The organism is Anaerocolumna xylanovorans DSM 12503, from assembly GCF_900143645.1.
GTDB lineage: Bacteria > Bacillota > Clostridia > Lachnospirales > Lachnospiraceae > Anaerocolumna > Anaerocolumna xylanovorans.
In genome coordinates, this window is the sequence record NZ_FRFD01000013.1 from 151,731 (window position 1) to 177,531 (window position 25,801).

The 25,801-nt window shown below is 34.2% G+C and carries 27 protein-coding genes; 25 read left to right on the top strand and 2 right to left on the bottom strand.

Going from position 1 to position 25,801, the window contains the following annotated elements:
• The first annotated feature begins 4 nt into the window (after positions 1-4).
• The 6 genes from BUF11_RS20530 to BUF11_RS24525 all read left to right on the top strand — a co-directional run bounded on the left by BUF11_RS20530 (position 5) and on the right by BUF11_RS24525 (position 3,747).
• Positions 5-1,210, top strand: a complete 1,206-nt coding sequence (locus BUF11_RS20530) for a hypothetical protein (protein ID WP_073590743.1) — start codon at positions 5-7, stop codon at positions 1,208-1,210.
• Between the two features lie 188 nt (positions 1,211-1,398).
• A complete protein-coding gene (locus BUF11_RS20535; protein WP_073590744.1) occupies positions 1,399-1,977 on the top strand; it encodes a recombinase family protein in 579 nt (192 codons plus the stop codon).
• Between the two features lie 94 nt (positions 1,978-2,071).
• Positions 2,072-2,320, top strand: a complete 249-nt coding sequence (locus BUF11_RS20540; protein WP_073590745.1) for a hypothetical protein — start codon at positions 2,072-2,074, stop codon at positions 2,318-2,320.
• Between the two features lie 179 nt (positions 2,321-2,499).
• Positions 2,500-2,901, top strand: a complete 402-nt coding sequence (locus BUF11_RS20545; protein ID WP_073590746.1) for a hypothetical protein — start codon at positions 2,500-2,502, stop codon at positions 2,899-2,901.
• Positions 2,902-3,162: 261 nt separating this feature from the next.
• Positions 3,163-3,522, top strand: a complete 360-nt coding sequence (locus BUF11_RS24150) for a hypothetical protein (RefSeq protein WP_139243474.1) — start codon at positions 3,163-3,165, stop codon at positions 3,520-3,522.
• Positions 3,523-3,591: 69 nt separating this feature from the next.
• A complete protein-coding gene (locus BUF11_RS24525; RefSeq protein ID WP_175562117.1) occupies positions 3,592-3,747 on the top strand; it encodes a hypothetical protein in 156 nt (51 codons plus the stop codon).
• A gap of 157 nt (positions 3,748-3,904) precedes the next feature.
• Here BUF11_RS24525 and BUF11_RS20555 read toward each other — a convergent pair whose 3' ends face one another.
• A complete protein-coding gene (locus BUF11_RS20555) occupies positions 3,905-4,639 on the bottom strand; it encodes a hypothetical protein (RefSeq protein ID WP_073590747.1) in 735 nt (244 codons plus the stop codon).
• Between the two features lie 553 nt (positions 4,640-5,192).
• On the opposite strand from BUF11_RS20555, the gene BUF11_RS20560 reads away from it, so the two are divergent.
• The 16 genes from BUF11_RS20560 (at position 5,193) to BUF11_RS20635 (ending at position 21,065) form a co-directional block, all read left to right on the top strand.
• Positions 5,193-7,598 carry a DNA cytosine methyltransferase gene (locus BUF11_RS20560; RefSeq protein ID WP_073590748.1) on the top strand — a complete coding sequence of 802 codons (2,406 nt, stop codon included), beginning with the start codon at positions 5,193-5,195 and terminating at the stop codon, positions 7,596-7,598.
• A gap of 752 nt (positions 7,599-8,350) precedes the next feature.
• Complete coding sequence (locus tag BUF11_RS20565) at positions 8,351-9,616, top strand: hypothetical protein (RefSeq protein WP_073590749.1); 1,266 nt, start codon at positions 8,351-8,353, stop codon at positions 9,614-9,616.
• A gap of 445 nt (positions 9,617-10,061) precedes the next feature.
• The gene (locus BUF11_RS20570; RefSeq protein ID WP_073590750.1) at positions 10,062-10,259 is read left to right on the top strand and encodes an excisionase; all 198 of its coding nucleotides are present in this window, start codon (positions 10,062-10,064) and stop codon (positions 10,257-10,259) included.
• Between the two features lie 85 nt (positions 10,260-10,344).
• Positions 10,345-11,619, top strand: coding sequence for a tyrosine-type recombinase/integrase (locus BUF11_RS20575; protein ID WP_073590751.1), 1,275 nt, complete (start codon positions 10,345-10,347; stop codon positions 11,617-11,619).
• Positions 11,619-11,870 (top strand): hypothetical protein, encoded by a 252-nt coding sequence (locus BUF11_RS20580; protein ID WP_073590752.1) that lies wholly within the window; start codon positions 11,619-11,621, stop codon positions 11,868-11,870. The genes BUF11_RS20575 and BUF11_RS20580 overlap by 1 nt, the downstream gene beginning before the upstream one ends.
• Positions 11,871-12,469: 599 nt before the next feature.
• Complete coding sequence (locus tag BUF11_RS20585) at positions 12,470-12,982, top strand: hypothetical protein (protein WP_073590753.1); 513 nt, start codon at positions 12,470-12,472, stop codon at positions 12,980-12,982.
• Between the two features lie 16 nt (positions 12,983-12,998).
• Positions 12,999-13,643 carry a hypothetical protein gene (locus BUF11_RS20590; RefSeq protein WP_073590754.1) on the top strand — a complete coding sequence of 215 codons (645 nt, stop codon included), beginning with the start codon at positions 12,999-13,001 and terminating at the stop codon, positions 13,641-13,643.
• Positions 13,644-14,160: 517 nt separating this feature from the next.
• On the top strand, positions 14,161-15,843 hold the full coding sequence (locus tag BUF11_RS20595; RefSeq protein ID WP_073590755.1) for a hypothetical protein: 1,683 nt from the start codon (positions 14,161-14,163) through the stop codon (positions 15,841-15,843).
• 462 nt (positions 15,844-16,305) lie between these two features.
• Positions 16,306-16,890 carry an RNA polymerase sigma factor gene (locus BUF11_RS20600; protein ID WP_073590756.1) on the top strand — a complete coding sequence of 195 codons (585 nt, stop codon included), beginning with the start codon at positions 16,306-16,308 and terminating at the stop codon, positions 16,888-16,890.
• 52 nt (positions 16,891-16,942) lie between these two features.
• On the top strand, positions 16,943-17,260 hold the full coding sequence (locus BUF11_RS20605; RefSeq protein WP_073590757.1) for a hypothetical protein: 318 nt from the start codon (positions 16,943-16,945) through the stop codon (positions 17,258-17,260).
• Positions 17,250-18,002, top strand: coding sequence for an ImmA/IrrE family metallo-endopeptidase (locus BUF11_RS20610; protein ID WP_073590758.1), 753 nt, complete (start codon positions 17,250-17,252; stop codon positions 18,000-18,002). Before BUF11_RS20605 ends, BUF11_RS20610 begins: the two co-directional genes overlap by 11 nt.
• A 138-nt stretch (positions 18,003-18,140) precedes the next feature.
• Positions 18,141-18,443: a multiubiquitin domain-containing protein gene (locus tag BUF11_RS20615; protein ID WP_073590759.1), complete on the top strand. Its 303-nt coding sequence runs from the start codon at positions 18,141-18,143 to the stop codon at positions 18,441-18,443.
• Positions 18,444-18,445: 2 nt separating this feature from the next.
• Positions 18,446-18,856, top strand: coding sequence for an E2/UBC family protein (locus tag BUF11_RS20620; RefSeq protein WP_073590760.1), 411 nt, complete (start codon positions 18,446-18,448; stop codon positions 18,854-18,856).
• A 9-nt stretch (positions 18,857-18,865) separates the two neighbouring features.
• Entirely contained in the window at positions 18,866-20,173 is a 1,308-nt protein-coding gene (locus BUF11_RS20625; RefSeq protein WP_073590761.1) for a ThiF family adenylyltransferase, read from the top strand.
• A 9-nt stretch (positions 20,174-20,182) separates the two neighbouring features.
• Complete coding sequence (locus BUF11_RS20630; RefSeq protein WP_073590762.1) at positions 20,183-20,548, top strand: DUF6527 family protein; 366 nt, start codon at positions 20,183-20,185, stop codon at positions 20,546-20,548.
• A gap of 22 nt (positions 20,549-20,570) precedes the next feature.
• On the top strand, positions 20,571-21,065 hold the full coding sequence (locus BUF11_RS20635) for a hypothetical protein (RefSeq protein ID WP_073590763.1): 495 nt from the start codon (positions 20,571-20,573) through the stop codon (positions 21,063-21,065).
• Positions 21,066-21,180: 115 nt separating this feature from the next.
• Here the strand turns inward: BUF11_RS20635 and BUF11_RS20640 are convergent, their stop codons facing one another.
• The gene (locus tag BUF11_RS20640; RefSeq protein WP_073590764.1) at positions 21,181-22,266 is read right to left on the bottom strand and encodes a hypothetical protein; all 1,086 of its coding nucleotides are present in this window, start codon (positions 22,264-22,266) and stop codon (positions 21,181-21,183) included.
• Positions 22,267-22,400: 134 nt separating this feature from the next.
• Here BUF11_RS20640 and BUF11_RS24155 point away from each other — a divergent pair, with 134 nt between their 5' ends.
• The 3 genes from BUF11_RS24155 to BUF11_RS20650 all read left to right on the top strand — a co-directional run.
• Positions 22,401-22,595, top strand: coding sequence for a hypothetical protein (locus tag BUF11_RS24155; RefSeq protein WP_139243475.1), 195 nt, complete (start codon positions 22,401-22,403; stop codon positions 22,593-22,595).
• A gap of 489 nt (positions 22,596-23,084) precedes the next feature.
• Positions 23,085-23,270, top strand: coding sequence for a hypothetical protein (locus BUF11_RS20645; protein ID WP_175562118.1), 186 nt, complete (start codon positions 23,085-23,087; stop codon positions 23,268-23,270).
• Between the two features lie 475 nt (positions 23,271-23,745).
• Positions 23,746-25,801 (top strand): Ig-like domain-containing protein (locus BUF11_RS20650; RefSeq protein WP_175562119.1); only part of this gene is annotated, 2,056 nt, incomplete at its 3' end.

The following is a 25,801-nucleotide window of genomic DNA, read 5'->3' on the forward strand; positions in this document are numbered from 1 at the left end:
CAATATGAATCCAAGTGCAGCAAATAATATCATAATCAGCTATGCATCCAGACAAGGATACCCTACTGTGGCACAAGCCCAAGATATGGAACACAGCGATTTCTTAAAAGGACTCGAAATCTGGCCGACAGAGTATATAACGGCTCTGCCTGATGCCGGTCTTCATTACAAATTAAACGGTAAAGTACAACACCCTCAGACTGGGCAGATTGTACGCTCAGAATGGGGCTGGAAGATGGAACAGGTACAAAAAACTCTTGAGTTCAGAAATTCGACAGAAGGTAAAAAGTATGTTCTTCGCTCTATTACGCCTGTGGCAGTAAGAAACGAAGATACTGATGTAAATGATATGCTTAACACCGTATCTATCAAAGTATCTGCTACTACCGGTTCTGCAAAGAGCGATAAGAAACAGACTCAGATTAACATTGAACGATTGACTCACATCAGTGCTCTCGAAAAAAGTATTTCTGCTGGAGGTGCTTTAAGAACAATGTATGACGCTACTCTTAAGGCACACAAAAATGGCATAGAAAACCTCATGACGAACGAAGATGCGGCAAAAGCAGCTATGTACAGCAAGAGACGTAAGAGAATCCCTGCTCTTCTGCTCTCTTGGCTTGTTATGCCTCTTTACGTCATCCTTAGAGCCTTTGACATGTTCTTCGATGGCGGTATTATCTCTGCAAAGATGGGATACCAGGGATTAGCACTTGGTCCAAAGGTTGGTAGTAATCATCCGTTTCTCGGAAGATTCTCAATCCCAATTGTTGTAGCGACCTTCATTTCCTTTGTCAGCGCAATTACAAAGTATAACGCTGGAGTTGAAAATTATGTTAAACATGGGATCGTTGTCTCCGGAATAATCATGATCCCGCTGTATATGATTGGATTTATCATCCTGAAGCAGTTTTTCGATATTCCGTTTATTATTCTAACAAATAAGTATGGGATCATTGCAGAGTGGGCAAGTCACAAGTTTAATCCTACTGCTGCTGAAGAATTCCAGCTTGGCGGCGTAACCCAGACTTATGAACAGCAAGATATTCTGGGACGGATGATTAAGGAAAGAGAAGCGCTCATTCGGGATCTGAAAATTTCGATAGAAAACAACATACCATATGCCAAATGTGATACGTTATGCAAGGACAAAAAGTTCTCGCTCAAAACTCTTGAGAAAGAAGATGGAGATGTTATTGGGATTTCATGAGATCCTTTCTTCTGATTTAAACCCATAAGCCAAAACGGAAACTTTACTATGATCGCGTAAAAATAGAGTATGCATGGAATTTACAGATGGTAGTACCATGAAGTATGTAAATACAAACTCAAAACTACAATCATTTTACAAGATGTAAACGTAGATTAAGATTAATTTTACGAAAGGAAATATTCTTTATGAATGTGGCTTATATCCGAGTATCGACAGTAGAACAGAATGAAGGCCGTCAGGTCGAAGCACTTAAAAAGCATAATATCGAAAAGTGGTTCACTGAAAAAGTCAGTGGCAAGGATACGAACCGGCCACAGCTACAGGCAATGTTGGATTATGTCAGGGAAGGAGATACGATTTACGTACATGATTTTTCACGACTGGCTAGAAGCACGAAAGATCTTTTATCTATTAATGAAAAAATAAAAGCAAAGGGTGTTCATATCGTAAGTAATAAGGAAAACATTGATAGTAGTACACCAACCGGAAAACTGATGCTTACGATGATTGGTGCCATTGCAGAATTTGAGAGACAGAATATGCTTGAAAGGCAAGCCGAAGGAATTGCCATTGCGAAAAGAGAGGGTAAGTTTAAGGGTGAGCAGGTAAAGAAAATTGACGACCAAATTTGGAATCGGTGTCACAATCAGTATATGCAACGGGAACTGACAAAGGCTGCCTTTGCGAAAACACTGAATATCAGCAGACCTACTCTTGACAAGCTTTTAAGGGAAAAGATTGGTAATAATGTTTCGAGCTTATAATTTAGAAATTTGAAAAGTGGGTGTAATTAAAGATGGGTCTGCTACATCAGATAATTGATTAGAGCAAAGAGGAAGTTGGAAGGAGTAAACCGATATGCTTAGAAAACGCAAAATGATTATGATTATGAAAAACGAATATGATAGTTTTATGAGGAAACAAGAAATACAGACTTATCGCTCCAGTTCAGGTTTTCTAAAATATCTTCGTGAAAAAGCGCTAAAAATAGATCCTTGGGCAAGAATTATGCAGATTGATGAAGTGCCTACGTTAGTTATTCACCGGACAGAAGCGCCTAGTGTGGTTACTGTTCGTCTGGTAGAAAAAGAAACAGAAACAAGATGACTAGATAAGAAGGAATATGTACTTAAAATATTATACGATGTAGATTACCCTACGAATTATTTTGAGTTTCTCAAAATAATTTGTACCCTAGTGAATTTTTCCGAGAAGGAAAAGAACCAATAATTTATAATGATACATAGGAACTGAGACATATGAAGACGAGGAGGTTGATTTATCCGATGATGATTAAAGATATCTATGGCAACGATAAGATGATTACCCCTGGGGATCTTGTTGTAAAAAATCAGAAGTATACATTTATTATGAATGTAAGGAAGAAAGGCAGAATAGATGTCCAAAAAGCCGCGGAGCTAAACGGGTACAGTGTCATATTTGTAGATAACGCATCCACTATGTACGCAGATCCTTTACCAGATGATTGTTCTGTCTATATGCTACAAACAGATTTCGATAAAAAATGTAGCATGGACAGATTAATAAACACATGTACCACTATTTCAACAAAGTATAAGGAGAAACTAAACGAAAAAGGCTACGATGTATCTAATGTGCGCCTTAATGATATATATTTAGGATGCGAGATACATGAAAATATTCCACTAAAATCATCATGTGATTAATAATTAAGAAGGATCAGTACAAATGTACGTACGTAGACTATTCAGTCGAAATTGATTTTCTCGAAAAATTATTACCAGATTATATTGAGCTCTTAAAGGAAGCAGAAGAGTATGATGCTGCCGGAAGGTATGGAGAATATGATAACTGCGTTCAATCAATAGATATCGGTGCAAAGTTAATGTGCATGGGTGGACGAATCAGCTCATATCAATGGGATACATTAATGAGGAGATATAGTTCATAGAAATGGGAGATGACTTATGGGGAAAATGTACGAGAGTATTATACAGGGGCTACAAGAGGCAATAGATGACGCTCAAGGTAAGATCCAACTCAAGAATAAATTAACAGGTTCTGAATATACCCATGGCGTGCCAGAAAGACCGGTGCGAGTGAAAATGCCAGAATTCACACAACTAAAAACAGACTATACCATTCCGCCAATGCTGCAAAAAGATATCGATGCTCTACAAAAAGGCGTAGAAGAGGATGTTCTGTATGTTGACTGTCTGCAGGATGAAGTACGACAGTCGGCGCATGGCTATACAGGTGGAGAAGATGGCTTGACGGAAGAACAGGCTGAAGAGATTATAACTTATTATTGCAGGCGAAGATGGTAAAATTAAAAGCCATTATAGCGCATTTAAAGTAGTTACCGATTTATCTCAAATCTTAAGGAGGCGGAATAGATGCTAAAAGCATTACCAACGCACGATGGCTTTAGAGCAGTGAGAGAATATGATTATTACAGCCATTACATACTTACAATTGATGAGTACAATCAGATAATTGAAGAAAATAGGGCAATGAAAGAAGAAATAGCGAAACTAAGAAAAATTATTTAAATGGGAAGGTGCGATGACACTGTAAGACCTTTGAAGCAGGCTTAATGTTATGATAGAAACGAAAACAAGTAATGAATAATAAATGCATTAGAATAATAAGGCAGGGAACTCATATCAGAATTCCCTGTCTCTATTTGTTCTATTCGCTGATACTTGGCTAGTCAAAAGGATTCGGTTCGTCATTGTCATTATTTTGAGCTGGACGTTCTACTATCTCTAGCAAAATATCATTCGCTTCTGCTTTGTTTCCAAAGGGGCCTTCGATAATTTTGGACCCTTCAAGGTCAGCTTCATGGAGTGCTAATACGAGTGGATATTCCTCCATGGCTTTTCCTAGACTCGGATAAAGAGACTTTTCCTCAGAAAATCCCATATGCCAACGAATCGCCATAATCTCATCAGTTGTTAGATTGATGAACCGATTTATGAGTATTACGCTTTTTTCTCCGTGTCCTAAAGGCATTTTATCATCGATTACATACCTTTCTACACTTTCCCAGATAAAATCACCCATACCATCATGCTTCACCTCACCTTTTGGTGCAGCTGCTACTTTGTCTGCATCGTATGTTTTTTGATTTCTTGTACCTTTGGTATAAAAATTGGCCTTACACAAATCATGCAAAAGTGCAACAAGAATTAAACTTTCATCTGAAATATCCTTAAGAACTTTATTCCACACGAGACATAGCTTCTTAATAGCCAAAAAATCATATATATTCAGACTATGAAGCAACAAACCGCCCTCACATGCAAGATGGAACTGCGTAGATGCCGGAGCAGAATAAAAGTCTGTATCCGTTCTAATGTAATTAATCAGTTCGTTCACTCCATTCCGATTAACTTTTTCTAAGAGACTTTCAAATCTTTTAATATTTTTCTGGTTATCCATAAAAATCATCCTTTCTCAATTATATTTTTATTATGTAAGAAAAAATCTGTTTCATCATTTTGTGAGAAATTAAATTTTACTAACTCCTTTTTAGCCAAATGGTTCGGATATATACTCTCTATAAATAATTGAAGAGATTCTTTGTTTGTTGCAATTAAATTGTATAGACGTGATTACGGGTTCCTTAATTATGAGAAAACACAATCCGGATTATTTGGTTGTAATATGTAATATTTCCAAATATAGCTTGTTATGCTAACTAAATATGGTAAAATAAATTTGTCAGAACGAATAAATTTCCGCTAATAATTAATGAAATAAAGTATATGTGAATTCAGGTAATAGGTAAACGAGGAGCTGGGAAGTGTAATTATTGTTATATGAATAAAGATGAAAGAAAAGATATTTTAATAAATCCAGAGTTAAAACAAGTATACATATGAATGATACACCGAATAGGTTAGAAAATAGATTTTTTGTTAGAAATATAATGAAAAAACATTATCTGCTTTAAGGAGAAAGTAAATTATAGTTACCTAGGAGAAGAAAGATTATGATTGGAAAACGAGTATTAGACTTAAATGGTGGTTTAGGTGGAAAGGTGCATGCTTTTCAAAAAAAGGGATTTGATGTTGTTAAAGTGATTGATAACGATTCAGAAAATTGCAAAATATTAGAAAAAATTACTGCAAAAGATAAAGTTACTAATAGTGACATTCTGGAAATTGATTCAAGCAATTTACCTGATGTTGATATAATTATAGCAAATTACGCCATTCAAGCATTTTCAGTAGCTAGGAAAGGAAAATTTGATAATAATAGAGATATTAATCATGTGATATATAATATAATATCACAAAAAAGGCCACAGTTTTTCCTGATTGAAGTGCCGGTACATATTATTGCTAATATTAAGTACAATTTGGAATCCTATATGTCAAATTATATTACACTTGGATATGAAGTTTTTTATCAAATTTATGATGAGATGAATTTTTCGGGTTATCCAGTTGTGGGAAAGCAAGGATATTTCATTGGAATATTGAATTTATCGTATGAGAAGTTCGAATTCCCAGAGACAGTTTATTTTGAAGCTGTTAATGAGTTGCCTTTTGAAAAAATCGACAATGCAGAGAGCTGGTATAGAGTAAATAATTTTCCGATCAAGGATTTGGAAGCAGGACAGATATATGTAAAAAAAATTAATGAATTGAAAGAAACAAAGAATGTATATTTAGGTAGAGCATATGAAAATTACTTGGTTGATTCTATTGGACCAAGGAGATTTACACATAATGAAATAGCAAATCTCAAAGGTCTTGCTGATATGGATTATAATTTCTGTTTAAATAAAAGACGTATGTATAATAAGATTGCAAATGAATCTAACGTGTATATAGTAAGTGCTATTGCTGATCGAATACTAATTCTGATAGATAACATTAATAAAATAAAAAATAACACTGAGAGTATAGGGAATACTATTGAAAACAAAGAAAAAAACAGCAATATTATTTTCTCTAAGCTAATTCTCAAAGAGATTTATATTAAAAAACTCAAAGGATTAAATGATTTAGAGTTAAAATTCGAAAAAAATTTGACAGCACTAATGGGCGTAAATGGATCGGGAAAATCTACTATTCTTCACGCTCTGGCATGTGTATATATGCCATTTGAAAAAGGAGAAAATTATGTATTTAGTGAATTTTTCACTCCAACTCCGGATGCAAATTGGAGGGGGAGTTCGTTTACTGTAGTAAATTATGATGAAAATTTGGGAGAAGTAACCCAAAAAAAATATGAAAAAAAGGGTTATCGGTGGGCAAGATATAGTAATCGGCCAGAGAGGGATGTATTTTATATTGGAATTACGTCTTGTATTCCTGAAATTGAAATAGAAAAAAGCACATCGTTTATTAATTATATATCAAAAAATATAACCGAAAAACATGTGAAAAAAATAGTAACAGATGCAGCCTATATAATGCAAAAAGATTATGCAGAATTAATGCTTCATGAAACACGAAAAAAAAATTATATTGGTGTACGAACAAAAGCAAATATTAATTATTCTGCTTTGAGTATGGGAGCTGGAGAGCAACGAGTTATTAAGATATTACAGACGGTATATAATGCACATCAATATTCAATGATTCTTATAGATGAAATTGATTTGCTTTTACATGCAAATGCATTTAGAAAATTAATCGAAATATTGTCAGATATTGCATGCACCAAAAAATTACAAATTATTTTTTCTACACATTCAATGGAAATGCTTGATCTTGAACAATATGCAGATATTAAGTATTTAGATCATAAAGATGGTAAAATACTTGTATATAATACAGTAAATCCGGATTTGTTATATGAGTTAAGTGGGAAAACTGAAAAGCCCTTTTCAATTTATGTAGAAGACTATTTAGCGCAATCTATTGTTAGTAAAGTGGCAAAAGATCTCAAAATGCGAAAATACATAAATATTATTTGTTATGGAGCTATAGAAAATGCATTTACAGTAGCGGCTGGAAAAGTCCTTGATGGAGAAGAATTAAGTAAGTTTTTGGTAGTAACTGATGGGGATAAATATATTACAAGAGAAGAAAAAAAGAAGCGTTTACAAAGCGTATTGTCTGGAACAGAGCAAGAACACGGTGATAAAATAGAAAAAGCTCTTTCAATAATTGTACAATTTGAGTTGCCTAAGAATACACCTCCCGAAGAATATATACATTCAATGCTTGTGGCAATGGACAGTGAAGAAGAATGTGTCACATGTGCAAAAAAAATAAGAAATGTAAACAATAGTCATGAGTGGATTGGAAAAATTGAAGAGCAGATGGGAACTGGAAAGGATGTTTACTATGATATTATGGAAGTTGTTGCGGAAAATGAAAATTGGCTAAAGTATGTAGAAAATATACAAAAGTGGATTAAGGAAAAAAAGGAAGAAGTTTAGCTGAATGTAATTGTATTATTTTAAGGAGATCACTATGAAACTTACGAGAAAAATATTGTAAAATGCGGTTTTTTTCCAGATAATTTGCCTTCTAGAGTGTTTAGTTCGAAACCAATATCAGATTATGTAGAATCAGATATATTAAAACTTAGTCAGATTGAAAGTAATATGAGAAGTAAAAAAATTGAATTCACACCTTGCCATTTAATTTCGAGTTATAAAAATGATATGGAAAGACGTATTATTGCGATTCCACATATTGAGACATATTTCTTATTATCACAGGAAATAGAAGATAATCGGATAGATATAGAACAAAGATTTAGAAATAATATAAATTCGTACTCTTGTAATAGTAATAAATTTATGGATAAAAGAGGAGTGGAATTATTTTAAATTTTCACTTTTGAATTAATTAAATTGTACTCTTGACACATGTAGGATTCACTGCTACACTTTGTGTAGCAGTGAATCCTACATGTGGTGACAATGGGAAATTATGATTATTTCAATTATTAATTATGAATAGTAAAAATATTTCTTGCATTTTTTATTGTTTTTGCATATACTATAAGTGAAAAGAGAAATCTTTTGGGAGGCTCAACTGGGTAGCACCTCTTTCCCTAGTGGGGGACTTAAAATATACCATGAACGCTCGGCAATAGGTGATATGTTGTCAGCTATCCATCATGAAGAACGTATGGGCTTGATTCTTAGGAATCAAGCCTTTATTCATATACAGGAGGATAAAGTTGTTAACTGTAGGAGACTTAATTGATATTAATTATATTCCAGCGGAAGCAGAAATTTCATTAGATCTGTTAAAAGAATTTTATGAAAACTATTTATGCAAGAGAATATTCATTTTTACATTAAAAAACGGTGAAACTGTAAAACTTTTTTTCCGAGATACAACTGAAATATTTCATATTTCTGGAATTGATCACATATATGAAGATGTTCCAATGGATGGAACAAGATTCATCAGCGAGATTGAAAGTGGAAACATCGACCTCGCGGCAGTTAAATCTGTTAATCCTAATGCATATAAAGATTATGAAGATAGGATATGCAGTATGGCGTGTTTAGATACAATAATAAAAAATTGTGAATACTTATTTTATCCAGGTGGTAAGATTCCACAGACTGAGGTAAAAGTCAAATACCTGTTATTGAAGGGACTCAATGGAAAAAATCTTCATTTAGGTATTGATACTTATAAAAAAGGACGTCCGTATTTTACAAGAACTTTGTTGGTGACAGAAGGCAATTCTGCTGGAAAATTTATTGAGAAGGCTGATGAACGTTTAAGAGTGGTAGAACTTGTGATAAAAGACAAAGATACGGATAAAATATTGATACATGTTAAGCGAGAAGAAGCGGAAAAACAAGCTATCATAGAAGTAGAAAGAATTGCACAGAAATGGTTGTCGTGTGATTTCCCCAAATTAATCGAAGAGAGTATTTTAAATAAGGACATAGAAGATAAAATTGGCCGTTATTGGTATGAAGATATTGGGAATAATAAGTTAAAAAATTTAGAAAATATACATAATGATCTTGTTTACATAAAAGAAAACTTAGATAATATGGAAGATGATGAATGGAGAGAATTGTTGTTTGATGTGTTAAAGGATCTTCTTACTAGTGTAAATGCAATTGATAAATTAGCTGCATTGTCTGATTTGAATTCTGTAGAATATCAAGAAATTTATTCGAGTTATATGAAAAGAGAACAGAGAGATAATTGGAAAAGAATGTTACTTGAGAACATTGAACAACATAAATTGGAGATTAAAGAAATAATTGATGCGTTGGATCCGTATTGGTCTGGAAAAATTATTGGTGAGTCTATTAGGAAGTACGAGGGTGATAATACCTGTGAAGTAATTAAATTGGAGTTTCAGAGAATAATTGAGCAGAAATGTGAGGATATGACAAGACGAGCATTATTTCATTACATTTATGAGAACCGTGAAAATATCTGCATATATATATCGAAAAATATAACTTGGTAGTAAAAGCAAGTATTTAATTTGAAATAAAGATTAAAAAAAGATCAGCTTTCGGGCTGATCTTTTTCGTTGTGGTGTAACAGAGAAAAAAGGAACTTGTTTATTATATTGCAGAAAGAGTGAAATGACCAATTGAAAGGACATTGCAATTACTTTTTTTCATAAAAGCACACAACCATAAAGTTTGATTGATTTAATTCGTTTTCTCACAAAAAATGAAGAACATGACATGGTCACATAATAGATATATAGCCTTTCGAATACTAATAAATACAAATAATTCAGAATAGGAGATTTAATGACAACTTGATGAACTTATCTTTCCACATAATAAGTATAGAACAGTTTTATAGATAATGTTCACCAAGTATTTTGTACTTCTTAAAGAAAGGAGGATGGCGGCACCTGCCACGGTTAAAATAGTGGGGTCCTCGCCTAAGATTTTATTATGAAGAAAGAAGTCCCGGTTTGGGAAAAGTCGAATCTGACACTTGAAGAAGCAGCAGCCTATTTTGGTATCGGTATCAATAGGCTCAGATATCTTACGGACGATACAAATTGTCGCTTTGTTCTATGGTGTGGAAGTAAGCGGCTAATTAAGCGGAAATTATTCGATGAGTATTTAGAAAAAGAGTATTCGATTTAATATTGAATACAAATCACAAATGGCTCAGAGGACATAATTAGTATAGTATAGTGCTGAAAATGTCCTCTATGCCAAAGGAGGACTTATGGCCGTAGAGAGGCGTAAAGATGATAAAGGACGTGTTCTAAAAGATGGGGAACATCAAAGAACTAATGGAACTTATGAGTATAAGTGGAGAGATAAACGAGGAAAACGACATTCCATTTACGCTAAATCGCTTGATGAACTAAGGGATAAAGAGATCGATGTACTTAGAGATGCTTTAGATGGCATTAGAGCAGACAAGAACGATCTAAGTATTAATGATCTATATTACCGGTGGGTGCAGCTGAAAAAGGGTTTAAAGCTTAATACATTTCAGAATTACAAATATATGTACACACAGTTTGTGAAGCCCGATTTTGGCGAAATGCATATAGTTGATTTAAAACGATCAGATGTTAGAGCCTTTTATAATTATTTGGCAGATACACAGCATGTTAAGGCAAATACGATTGATAATATACATACAGTACTGCATCAAGTGCTGGAATTAGGTGTCGAAGATGAGTATTTGCGCTATAATCCCAGTGATAATGCCTTAAAGGAACTAAAAAGAGCCCACAATGCTGATTCTGAAAAAAGAAGGGCTTTGACTGTACCTGAGCAGGAATTGTTTGAACAATATTTAAGTAAGAATGGGAAGTATCATAGATGGTATCCTATATTTATTGTTATGATGTGGACAGGGATGCGTGTCGGCGAAATAGTCGGTTTACGTTGGTGCGACATTGATTTGGAAGAAGAAACAATTAGTGTAAATCATACACTCGTATATTTTGACAAGGGAGGTTCGGAAAGATGTGGATTTGCCGTAAATACTCCAAAGACAAAAGCCGGAGAAAGAATAATTCCTATGCTGCCAAAAGTTAAAGAAGCTTTTATAATGGAAAAAGAATACCAAAAGGAATGCGAAATTACTTGCGAGGCAACTGTTGATGGATATACAGACTTTATCTTTATCAATCGGTTTGGCGGTGTACAACACCAAGGAACACTTAACAAAGCATTGAGACGTATTATTAGAGATTGTAATTATGAGGTCTTAGATAATGCAAAAGATAAGGAAGTTGTAACGTTACCTCGCTTCAGTAATCATTCTCTCCGACATACGTTCACAACAAGAATGTGCGAAGCAGGAGTTAACATCAAGGCTATGCAGGATATATTAGGTCATGCAGATGCAGAGACGACACTTCAAATTTATACTGATGCAACAAAGGAGTTAAAGAAGTCAGAAATGATTAACTTCGAGGATTACTTCAAGGCTCAAAGACTTGTTAAATTTAAAATGAATAAGATGGAAGGAGAGAATGAATAATGGAAGAGAGAAATATGTTTGCAGTAATTGTAGATAAAATATCAACAGAGCTAACTTGGTTTACTTTATCAAAAAAATTAACTGAACTTGACGAAGAGAGTATAAAAGAGATAGTGGAAATGCTCGCAGACAATAATCCTGCATGGAAAGATGTATTATATAATAAGAGAATAGCTATGATATTTGAAGCCGAATCTGGCGATAAAATGACTATTAATAGGAATTCATCCAAATTTATTATTAATCCTTAAATTTTCTTAGGACCAACTTACGACAGATTTACGACCATTTATAAAGAGTAGTTAAAATATTGAAATGACAAGAAAACAGTACATGCAAGCAATAAGGATATGAAGACATATAAAAGGATTTACAATGTCAAGAATGATTTCCCAACGATGAAGGTGCTGAAGAAGTAAAAATAGTATTTATCAGTGTTTCGGGAGAATCAAATCACGTATGCAAATGTTGCAGAATGCTATGTCATGGAATTGATTGACTTGTAATCCAAAAGGAAATTAGAAGCAATAAAAATAAGAGTTTTACCGGAAGAGAGTAGAATACTCCTGAGAGAAATCTTGGGAGTGTTTTTTATTTTCGGGGAAAGTGCGGATATTAAGAGAAATGTTGATATGTTGACAGTATGAGAACCTGTGCTAGGCTAAGGGTACCGGACGGAAGAGATTAATGGATGTGATTAAAATGAGAGCCTTCCGACTTACAGCCTGTGAGTACGGATGCGAGTTCAAGTTGTTAAAGTTAGTAACTAATAAATTAGTATAATTAGTATTGACAAATACTAAGCGACTAATTATAATACAAAATAAGAAGAGAAGGGAATGATGAATCAATGAAGAAAGAGATTACATTTTCACTAGATAATGATGTTTATGAGAAGTTCTGTATCGCATTGCACCTTACGAATGAAGATGAGGATGATGCTGTAGAAAATTGTATGCGAGCATATATTGCAAAAACATTTGAAAGAGCATCGCACGAATATAGTCCAAATACGATAAAGAAGCCAAGTGCAGACAGTGAAATAGATTATTACAGAAAGGCAGCTCAAAGAATTCCGGTTTGGGCATTAAAGCCAAACCAGTATAATCATAAGATTATAAGAGCTTTTTTTGAGGCTGAACAGGCCACCGGAGAGGTAACACTGGATACAATGGAATTATTGTGTAGTAAAAAGGAACGCTCAGAATTATACGTACCGACTTTTAAAAACAACTATTCACAGATGAAAATTGACGGACCGAAAAGTCACGGAAGAGTCTTTGAAGACGACGGGGAACGAGTATGGATATGGAAGGAAGTTGAGGATGTACTGCGTAGATATAAAGATAGTTTCTTGATTTAGTTAGGAGGCGAAGTAGATGGATTCATCATATAGACGTTATAGAAAATATCAGGAAAATCGGTATCGATATAAAGTGGACCAGATTGCAGCACCGATAGCAATGATACTTGTAATTGGAGTTATTACGAAGTATGGGTGGATTATAGCTGCGATAATTTTGGTGACGGTTATTGTGAAGTGTAGTGAAAAGAGCAATAAAAAGAAAATACCGAAAGAGCAGCGAATTGTATGTACCACAGATATAGGTACTGAATATAAAGAGAATATGCATTATCAAAAGGAGGAGATTGAAATTATGAGTACAACAGAGACTGGATATATCAACAAAAACAATCAGAGAAACAATGGAAAAACATCGAAGCCAGGAACAGACTATGGACAATGGTTTTATGATATGGAGTGTTTGAATTGTGGACATAAGTACCATGCGAATGGTAGTAATATTTACGAGAAGAAATGTCCGAGTTGTCAGGTGAATAGTCAATCTAAGAGAGAAGGAACTATTAAGAACAGTACTGAAAGAGGATATGTGAATAAAAATAGTCAGAGAAACAATGGAAAGACATCTATGCCCGGAACGGGCAATGGACAATGGTTTTATGATATAGAGTGTCTGAATTGTGGAAATAAGATCATGCAAACGAACATGATGTGTGGTTAAGAAAGTATCCTGAGTGTCAGGGTGGCAGACCATAACGATATGAACTGGAGGAATTGGGATGTTAGTAAAATAACAATAGGTATGTGTAGGAATAACAGTTGGTGTATGCGTAGCTTTGTTCGTGGGATTGACATTCATGGTATTCGTGGAAGTGTTGCTTGAGAATTGGTGTGAATACTTAAAATCATTTATTTTTCAGAAGCAGATTTATGAATGAATAAGAACAAAAGTCTGTGAATAAAATACTGTTTCGGTTTTATGTAAACAATGATATAATATATCTGCTGGTTTTACGGTTGGATTAGGGGCACATAGGGTGTCTACTACTTAATATAAGGAGGTATTTGCCATGAAGGTAAATGCTAGAACCGTAAAATTTGTTCTCGATCTTGTTACAGCATTAGCTGTAACTGCTGCAGGTGTAGTTGCAAAATACTACATCGATGCACCGCAGGACTAACCAGCGGGGGAGCGTACAGAGTAATCTGTGCGCTCTTTTTGAAAGGAGAAGTGAGTTGTGGAAAACGGTTTTATGGAGAATGCATTAAAAGCTATAACGAGTTATAGAAATGTTCATGCTGCAAGACCAGAGGAAACGGAATTGGGCCTTAGTATTGTTAGGCAGAACTCTATTTTGAAATTAGAAGATAATGATTTTGATAAGTATATGGATATATATGAATATATTAGATTGGTAACGTTTAATTGTCTTGCAAAAAATATTTCTAATGAGATGGCAAATCAAGGAAGACCACATGAGGTTATATTTGATGTGGATGAAGACTGTGGATTATTGCGTCCAATAGTGTTTGCAATATCTGATTATAATACCAGGAATTTATATATTTTTAAGCAAGTAATGAAAGATAATCTGTGGAAAAATGAAGGCGGGGAAAACACAGAAAGAATCCTACAAAGGTACAAGTCTGATAAATGTAAGTACATATTTTTAGTTCAAGATTACGCTTACCTTCAAATTATTAATCACAATGATGATGAGAGTGATCCAGGACGTGGACATAACTTTTACTCATTTAAATGGTTTTGGGAAAAAGAGTTTGGAAGCGATTCATATAGTATATTTGAAAACCAGTTTAACGAGTATTTGCGTGGGGTGAAGGAATATTTAAGTTATTTTTGTGTTAAGTCATTGACTCCGAGAGCAAGTATTGACTTTAGAAGAATAGTTGAACATGACTTGTTAACAAAGGATTACGCTAGTATATTAATTGGACGATTTACGCAAAGTAAAAACATTGCAGAGTTGGATAATGAAAATTTTGGCTTGATAGAGAGTTCCTTCAAGAATGAATTGTATTCGATAATGCTTGGAAAGCGTGAGTTTGCTGAAAGCTTTATTACTGCTGAGTGGCTTTACAATTCGATGAAAAAAGCCAAGGCGATTGATTTGACAGTAATAGGTATCAGTTATTTTAAGACTATTGAACAACTTTTATACAGTTTGATTTGTTTGCGTAAAGATGATAACCCTAGAAGAAATATTAAAAAAAATCGTTCAGATTTGACTGATGCCCTTTGCGATAGAACGATTTCAAAGAAGGACTATCTTGATACAACTATTGGTTCAATGGCACATTTTTATGAAGATAATTTGGATATATTATCTGATGAATTATCTGCTCCAGCAAAAGAATATGTGAAGAAAAAAATATTTGAATATGTAACTATTAGAAATGGTTATACCCATAAAGATAATATTCATGATTGGAGCAAAATAGATTATATAAGAGAAAGTACAATATCGCTTATTTTTTTGCTTATTGGATCATACAGATTTGACGAATTGGAAAAGAATGAGATGGGTATTCGAGATAAGCGGTATTTTAGCAATTTTTATAAACTATGTGAATATATGAATTTTTATCAAAATAATCTTTTCTGTTTTGAAAAGAATGATGGACAAAAAGTTTGGGTGATTGCTTATCCAGATGATGGTGCAAGTATGAAAGACGGGATTTTAGAGTATTCAGGAGAGATTTTCTTCCATTTATTAGGTGATCCGCAAAAACGTCTTTGTAAAATAAATGAGAACGGACTTCCTCAAAAGATTTCATTAGGTAAATTAAGTTTTGGAAGGAATGACACGATTTCGATTAATCCAATCATCGTAAAAACAATTTATGAGGATGGAAAATATGTTGCTTTACCTATTTGGGCGAAGGATAAATTAGATTATTGATTACAAACTGATTACCATCGATGACTATAATGTTCTTTTAACCCTAAAACAAGTGTGTTATATTTACAATGAACAATTTTAGAGGACGACAAAATCTTTTCAAAAGTTCTATATTCTTTTGCAAAAGAATACCGAGTAAACGAGCGTCAGCTTATGACCGAAAGGTCGTGGGTTTGGCGCTTTTTATTATGGGCTTTAGCTTATTTCGCATGGCTCATTTCTCTGTTGAGAAACTCGCTTCATGCTCATCATTATTTGCCGGTAACGGGACACTAACAGCTGATCAAAACTCAATGTATTGTAAGGGCGATTTTTATTGCCAATTAATTGGATTTAGTGTTACAATATAGGAAAATAAATCCTGAATCGAGCAAATATATTCCACAATAATTTTCTGGGTATTCATAGTTGACATAGTCCTAGTATTACTATAATTTCCACAGAAACAGAGGAGGAGACTTAATGCAGATAAAATATCAAGATGATTATAACTTGGTACATAGATATTTGACTGGTGAAACAAAAGCGGGCGAACAACTATATGCAGAAGTTTTTCCCATGCTGACGAAATATGTTTATAGTAGAACAAATAATTCAATAATTTCAGAAGATGATAAAGAGGAAATAATACAAGATGTATTGCAAAAAAGCATTGAAAAATTAAGTTATTATAATGGTAATAGTAAATTTACAACTTATGTAATAGGCATTGCAAAGCTTAAAACACAAGAACTCTATCGTATTAAAAAGAGAAGTAATGCTATAGAAGTAGTAATAGGCGAAGAAGATGAAATACTTGACGATTCTGACAATTTCTTTAATAAGAATCCATTGCATATTATTATTGAGGAGGAGCAACGTCAGGCATTAGAAACAGCAATTACTGGGTTATCATCGGATCATAAAATGGTATTACAGTTGAAAATGAATGGAATGAAAACGAAACAAATAGCTGAAATATCCGGGAAATCAGAAGAAGCGGTGGAATCAATGTACTGTAGGGCGATAAGGGCACTTAAAAATAATTTTCAAAAAGTCTATAATTAGTGCGACGGTAAATAGCTATTTAGGACATATATGAATGTAGGAGGTAATTAATATGCTTCAACTTGAAAAGGCTTTAAGTATATATTCAGATAAGCTTATCGATGGAGAAGAGGTTAATCTGTATGACTTTAGCAATGAGGTGGAAACGGCAGATAGAGAAGAGTTCCTCGAATTGGCAAAGTTTGTCGAACTTACAAGTAGCAAAAAAGCGACAGATAAGTTTAAATCAATCTTTTCAAAATTGAATGAATATAAGGAAGAGTATTATGGTTATAGCAAGGTAGCTAATTTCCATAGCGAGAAAGGTGCCGACCTAAATTCAGATATTATTGATAAATTATTTGATGAGGACTTCCCTGATGAAGAGTAAAAGAATAATCAGTAATCCAATATCCAAGGCTAACGAGGTAAGAAGTCAATATAATTATGAAATATCTGCAAAAGTAAATTTGTTTCAAATAATCGATAATATGAATATTCGTTACAGAGAGTGCTTCCTTGGAGATAAGATAATGGGAGCATGCAAAGCGGAAGGTTTACATAGGCTGATTGCGGTTGATCCTAATATTGAATATAATGGAAGGAAAAGATTTACCATAGCCCATGAACTTGGTCATTTGATTATGCACCAAGGCCGCCATAGTTGTACTGACGATATGATGAATGAACTAAAGACAAGTAATATGATAGAGACGGAAGCAAATGATTTTGCTTCGGAATTGCTTCTGCCACATAGAGCATTACAGGAATATCTTAAAATTGAGGATGTCTCCTCAAAATTGGTTGAGAAAGTTTCAAAGCAATATGAAACATCACTATCAGCAGCAGCGGTCGCATTAATTAAGAATTGTATTGATGAGGTTGCGATATATTATCATGATGGAGAACGACTGGAATGGAAGATACGCTCAAAGGAATTAAAGCTCACATTGGAAGATTGTATCACATGTAGTGATATAACAAGAAAATCAATGCAAGATGGGCAGGCAACAGGTGAAGTTGATGCCGAAAAATGGTTTAAAGTTAATGATGAAGACATGACCTGTGTGGAAGATACGATGTATTTTACACACTTGAAAAAATTCATGACTATTATAAGAATAGAGCGTTAAAAAGCATCGGAATTGTGACCGATGTTTTTTTTGTGCTCGGAAAGGATAAAGCATGAGGATAAAAGGATACGGTTAGAAGCTCCAAGGGAGAACTTATAGAAATAGAAACCTATTAATTAATAAGATGGAGGCAATTTTATGGAAAATAATGAAACAATGGTAATTGATTTAGCGGAGTACGCAAAAGAACAGAAGAAACCACCGAAGGGTGCCAAGTACAAGTTTCAGGTTAAAAACAAGGTGTATGAAGTAAACGTAGAGGAAATGACCGGTAGAGAAATATGTGAATTGGCCGGACTTATACCCCCGGAAAATTATAAGCTTGATATGAAGTTACATGGTGGTATTTACGAAGAAATTAAGCTTGACCAGATTGTATCATTTCTGAAGCCGGGAATTGAAAAGTTTACCTATATATCACGCGATCAAACGGAGGGTTAAAGATGAATCCACGAAGGGAATTTGATCTTCCCGAGGAGGAAACGGAGTTCTTAGGAACTTCGTTTCCTGAATGGGAAGCTGTAAAAGAAGCTAGTAAATGGATTTTACTGCCTAATTTTCGTATTCAGGAAGGATATACTGTTGATAACGCTATTGCAGCCATAGAAATACCTACAAACTATCCTATGGCCAGATTAGATATGGTATATTTCTATCCGGATATTAAAAGAAAAGATGGACTTATAATAAGGCAGACAGAAACTAGTATGAATATCGATGGGAAGAATTTTCAAAGATGGTCCAGACATTACCCTACGGACGGTCCTAACAAATGGGATCCGATGAATGATTCAATTATTACTCATGTTATGGCAATTGAAGATTGGCTTGCCAGAGAATTTAAGATAAGGTAGGTTAGGTAGATGAAAGAATATAGAAGATTTAGAATTCTGCAAAAGCAGCTTGAAAAAGTAACCTCTATTATTTGCGACGAGAAGATATTTGCAGTAGCAAGTCTTGGGGGTGGATATTGGGAAGGTGATGTTACTTATCGAAGCTTCAGTGTCGTGGATAGCATTCAAGTGCTAAATTATATATCGTCAAGTGATGGGCTGCTAAAGTATAAAGATATCGTAATTTTTGCAAATGCCAGTATTTCTATGGATAATGCTTTAGCATCCATAAAAACAATATTGGACAGCAAAGGGATTAATTTTACTAAAATTTTTCTGGCACTGGTTAATCTTGAAACAAATATTTTGTATACATATGTATGCAGTCTGGATGAAATAGAATTGATAGATACAACATCTGTTATTGGAAATGATGTCTGTTTCTATTTAAAACCTAATATTGAAAGTGATATATCAGATATTAATATTCGCACACAACAGGTATTCGGTACAAAGACCACAAACCTACTCTCGAATCTAACCTTTGGTATTGTAGGGATATCTGGTACCGGTAGCATTGTTGTTGAGCAGCTATATCGTATGAATGTCGGTACCTTGGTGTTAGTTGATGATGATATAGTTAAAAAAGAAAATCTTGGGAGAATTTTGAATTCATCCCAAAAAGATTGTGAGGGAATGAAAAAGAAAACAACCGTTCAAAAGGAAGCTATTGAAAGAAGCGGCCTTAATACAAAAGTGGTAGATCTTTGTACTGTTATTACTGAAGAAAATACAATCAGATGCCTATCACAATGTGACATCTTGATTGGGTGCATGGATTCTGTGGATGGTAGGCATCAGCTTAATTTGATATCGACATATTACTCAATACCATATTTCGATGTGGGAGTGAAACTGAAGGCTGACGGAAATGGTGGGGTTGATGAAGTAACAACAGCAATTCATTATATTATCCCAGGAGAATCTAGTCTATATAGTAGAGGGGTATATAATACAGATTCGTTAGTAGCAGCCACATTATTACGTGAGAATCCAGAGGAATACACGAAACGGCTTGAGGAAAAGTACATCATAGGAGCTCATGAAAGTAGTCCGGCAGTTATTCCGGTAAATATGCTGGCATCAAGCATGGCAGTTCTTGAGATATTAGCAAGAATACACCCTTTTAGAGAAGAAGATAACGTAAGTTATGAAGCTATAAGAGTGGACTTAATGGTACCAAGAATAGTTGGGCAGCCTATCACTAAACCTTGCTCCTGGTTTGGAAAAAATATAGGAGTGGGTGATATCAGCCCTTTATTAAGATTGATTTTTTAAGGAGAGATAATGAAAAAATATAAAATATGCTTACTAATGAATCGTATATTAAATATTTTTAAAATTCAAAAGTCGGATATCATAAAAATAACAACAGATTTGCCGGATGTAGTTGATGCTAATACGGTCTATATTACTGGCGAAAATGAAATGTGGAATTACTTTACTTTTAAATGCCCCTGTGGCTGTAATGATAATATTGAATTAAATTTAAATCCACGTTACCGTCCAGGATGGTCGATAACGTGGCACCTAACTGGAACCATTTCTATCTCGCCATCAGTAAATAGAATTAAAAAATGTCGAAGCCACTTTTTTTACAAGAAGGGTAAGATAGTTTGGTGTTCATATAATAACGGATATATTGAAACTTGATAATTATGATGGGAGGACATGAATGCAGGAAAAAGCGAAAGATTTTATAGCGAATACGTTGGGAAAATTAAACGAATATACAATTTTGCAAGTGTTATGGATCATAGAAATTTATTATTTAAGCGCTAATTCTATTTCCCGCCTATTAATGCTTAGTGATGATATAATAATCCCAAATAATATATTGGAATATAATAATCATATATTAAAGTTATTTCATCTATATAATGGGACAGTACTTTATATGGCAATAGTTTTTATATGCTGTGGCCTTGCTTTTGTTTTGATTAAGGGGATAGATATATTAACAAGATATGAACTGATTTACAGGTATTGTACATATGGTATTTCATTAGGGATTTGGTTATTACTAATGTATTGTAGCTATTATGTGTATAAGATATTAGGTCCCGCATTTCTTCTTTCAACATTATTTGTATATGTATTATCTGAAGTATTTAAATTGGTTAGAAGAAACATAAGAAAAGCATTAGGTTTTACCGATTATGAAGTATAAAGCCAAGAAACATATAGTTAAAAGTGAAATGATTTCACTTTTAACTATATGGATTCAGGAAAAATATAATCTTATTGGAAGTTGAAATAATAATGGAGTATCACCCAGATAATGCCTATATATAATCAAAATCAGTAGATGTTTTGAGTTGAAGCTCACAATCATATACAGAATTAAATTCATGAATATAAATGGGCTTTGTAAGTTTAAAAGATTTCGTTAGGATTCTGCAATATTGTTCATTGTGGGGATCTTTTTCACCACTGGCAGGAAAAACATAATTAAACCCAAGTTCCGATGCTCGTTCAGAAGCACAAGAAAAGTATCGAATGCCTATGAGTTTTTCATTAGTACTCTCATTTCGTATCCATTGCATAAGGAGTTGTGGAATTATATATTCAGAAGCAAAAGGATCTTGCTTGTTTACCCTAATGAATGAACAAGCAGCAATTAGTGGGTACCAATATAAATAATTATTCATAACCTTAATGTCATTTAGAATACGCCTTTTGAAGTTTCTGCCATGTTTATTTTTTTCAATTATTTTAGTGTTTTGATTACTACGATCTTGTTCATCAAAAATGAAATCTTTTGGTTTTATAGCAAGTTCTATTACATCAATTTCTGGACCAAAATTATTCAGATTTCGCTCAAGCTTAAATCGTGATGTAATTGGCAGGTCTTTTAAACTCCCTATTTTTGCTTCTTCACAACAAAGTTCGAGAGAGGTGCCTAGATAAAGACATGGGTAACCGGATATGCTATATCTGCAGGTTGATACCTTTGAACGTAAATTATATGGTGTATGAAAAATGTCCTTTCGATTATAATTTATATTGTTTTGAACATTACGTATTCGATACAACATAAGTGGATCATTTTGTTCAAATGCGCCGGACCATCCTGTTTTTTTGTAGATAGCTAGCGAATACTTCATTAATATATTCATAATTAAATCCATATGCAAGAAAGCTTTATTGGGAAGGCCGTTATGATAACAATCAATACAATTTAATATTTCATTACAAATAGTCTGTATTTCAGTTAGATCTTTAGGATTTATGTAACTGGTTAACATAAAGAAGTACTGTTCGTATAATGAGCTTAAGGAACTATGGAAATCAATTCCGTCCCAACGTTTCGGTAAATCTAATTCTTCTTTGTTTGCAATGGATATAAATCCATTCTTTGAAATAATCATGAGTACCTCCTTAAAAATCATTTGTAAAAACAACTTGATAATGTTAAGATTATTGAAAAAATAGCTTTTTCAGTTATCATTATATGGGAAATAAAAAGTAAATTCTACCATTATTTTAATGAGGGCTATAAGGTATGCTTTTTATGAACCCATGCTCCTATTATTTTGACCGTAACCAGTACGGTTTCTCCGCCAATATGGTGAAGCGTTATCTGGGTAGAATATCCCAGACAGACCAGCATTTAGGGAACCAAAGTGGTAAAGCTCCAACAACAGACCTTTTACGAGCATTGAATGAGTTACCGGTTTATGATAGTTGGGCAAAATAGCAGGGTTACCAAAAGGACGACTTATATTTTCTTAGGCATGTCATATAATCACAGCGATAAAGCTTTACATGTTACATGAAGTAGTTAAACGGCAGGAAGCATCTGGCGGCAGGCAACCAACCATGACAGCTATCTGCTTCAGGATATCGAAGAACTGTCATACTTTACTTCAGTTGATCAGCTCATGACGTTGAAAGACGGGGATGCGGAGATTGTGTTTTGTCACTATCCGCTGCTGGAATAGACAAAACTCTACAGCAGCGCCTACCACATACATGGACATATGCACAGTAACCATAATGTCGTTAAAAAGCTTAATCATAAGTGAATTTAAGAAAGCATAAGTTACATCAATAAACCACAAAAGTGGTGCTGTTAAAAGAACCAAAACAATAGACTAACTTGATGTATAATGATACAAGTGAAATTCAACTTCTGCAGATGGGACTACCGTTTGATAGAGATCAAGGCGTAGATTTTGAAGGACAGATGAAGACAATCCTCGAGGATTATTCAAAGCACAGAAAAAGGGCAGCAAAAAGATACGGATTAACATTTACGACCAACTTACGACAGATTTACGACCATTTATATAGAGTTGTTGAGAATAATGAATTGGCAACACAAATAGAACATGCAAGAAATAAGGAAATAGAGACCTATGAAGAGACATAAAATATCAAGAATGATTTCCCGACTATGAAGAGCATAGATAAATAAATTCAGTAAAACCAAGGGTTGCAGGTCTTCTGAAAAAGATTTGAGCATTTCTGGCCAAGAAATTTTATAGTCATAACAGAGAGTGTAAAAAGATTTACAAATCGGTTAAAGAGACAAACATAATAGTGAAAGCACTATTTAGAGGATATTTTCTAAAGAAATTTAGGAGATATCCTCTTTTTGCGTTATGGGAAAATTGGTCAGAAGAAATTGAATTAGTTAAAGTTGGAAATGGGTGTTTTATTGAATACGTGAGCTGTTGAGTACGCATTAAATAAAGGCTTAAGCGGAGAGTTAGGGATGTCTTGAACAAATGAACATTAACGAAAGAAGATTTGGTGTGATTATGTTGATTGTTCCATAGATATAGAATATAATGTAAAATATGGTCTGCACAGGAAATGTGCTGTATAAAGGGGAAAGTATTCTTATGAAAAAAAGAAAAAGTTTCAAAAAGTGTTATACGTTTGTGTTGGTTCTTGCTATATTGATGACAAGTCTTCCTATAACGTGTGTACAAGCTAATGCAGCAACACAAAAGACAACATTAGGTTTTATTTCGGTTACAATAGCCAAAGGAATGGAACAGAACTTAAACGTGAAAAACATGAATGCCGGGGCAACGGTAAAATGGTCAAGTACCAATAAAAAAGTTGCAGCAGTGACACAGGAAGGGGTCGTAAAAGGAATATCAGATGGAACTGCTACCATTAAGTGTAAGGTGGTGACTTCTGGTAAGAGTCAGACTCTTACGGCAAGTGTAAAAGTTATTACTCCAAAGTTTGGTAAGACTAAGTATTCAGTAAAACAGGGAGAAAAAGTCACATTAGATATAAAAAATACTTATAAAAAAGCTACCTATGTGTATACAAGCAGCAACAAGGATGTTGTTACAGTATCTTCTGATGGTGGTGTTGCAGCGGTTTCTGAAGGTACGGCTGTAATTACATGTAAGGTCGTTATTCCCAAGACATCAACAAGAACTGCGAAGTCGTATACCCTAAAGACGACAGTAAATGTTACTCCGTTAATGACGATTGAGGTCGGGACACAGGAAGCCCTTGATGCAGCGTTGTCTCATGAAAATTATGACCTTATTACAATTAAGACCGATAAAAAAATTACACTGACTATTCCTAAGGGAAATTATAGTGATACAGATTTGGTCGTTAATACGCCAAATGCAGATATTGTAAATAATGCAACCTTCAAGTCCATTACGCTAAATCAAATTGCTTCTGATACCTGGACTGAAAATGCCAAAGGAAATGTGCTTATCATTGATGCATCTGCGGGACATGTAGTAATTCCTGAGGATGCTGATATTGCTGAAATTCAAATCGTACATAATAACTCAAATTTTGTTCTGGATGTAAAAGGAAATGTTGCTAAGATTTCTGTAGATTCGAAGGCTAGTGTTGCAATTAACGTAACGGGAACGGTAGAGGCGGTGGAAATAAAGGCAAGAACATCTATTACTATCAATGGAAGCTCAACTGCATCTATTCCAATAACTGTCGGAGCTTCTGCTGATGGAACATCGCTTACATCGAACATTGCTTTGACCGTATCTACGAATTCTAATACAGAGATTAATTTAAGTGCCGGAGCAGAAGGCAGTAAGGTGGCTTCCGGAAATAAAGATAAGTCTGTAGAAGTTACAAATAATACAAAAGGGTCTGTTACTATCGATACTCCAAATGGTAATAAACAAAATGTGGATTCAGGGAAAAATGCTACTGTAGACGGTACTGGAAATGTAACAAATACTACTACTGGAAATGGTTCAGGCGGAGGTGCACCATCAGGAGGAGGAAGCAGTTCCGGTGGAGGCTCATCCTCCGGAGATTTAACAAGAAATATTACATATTTTCAGGCATTGACATCAATTTGTGCCGGAACAGCAGGAGAAACATTAAAGTCTGTTGATGAGTTGGGGCTTCCGGCGTCTGTTGTTGGGGTGGCGGCTAATGGTGATACCGTTACTTTCCCTGTCAAATCATGGACAAATACAGATGGATATACTACAAGTTCAGGGGCAGGAAATTACAAATTTACAGCTGTATTGGGAACTCCGCAAAGTAGTATAAAATATTCTATTGATGCTGGGAAAGATGCTGTAATACGAGTATATGTAAAAGCATTTTCTAGTTTGGAATATCAGGACGAATATTCAAAAGGCATTGGAGCAAAGGCATACGAAAGCCCGGATGGAACAATAGAGTATTATGAATTAACTAACAATACGAAAGATGTAGTAAGGTTGTGGCTATACTACCGTTACTATGATGCAAATGGTTATTTGATGACCACCTATAATGATTCTGATAGCGTATCAGGAGACTTCCAGCCAGGTCAGACAATCATTCAACAAAGTAGTACAAAGGTTTCATTTAAATATGCAACAAGAAAAGTTATAGTACATGCATATACATATAACATAGAAGGAGCAGTAAGGAAATCTGTAATCAATAATATAGGATTTG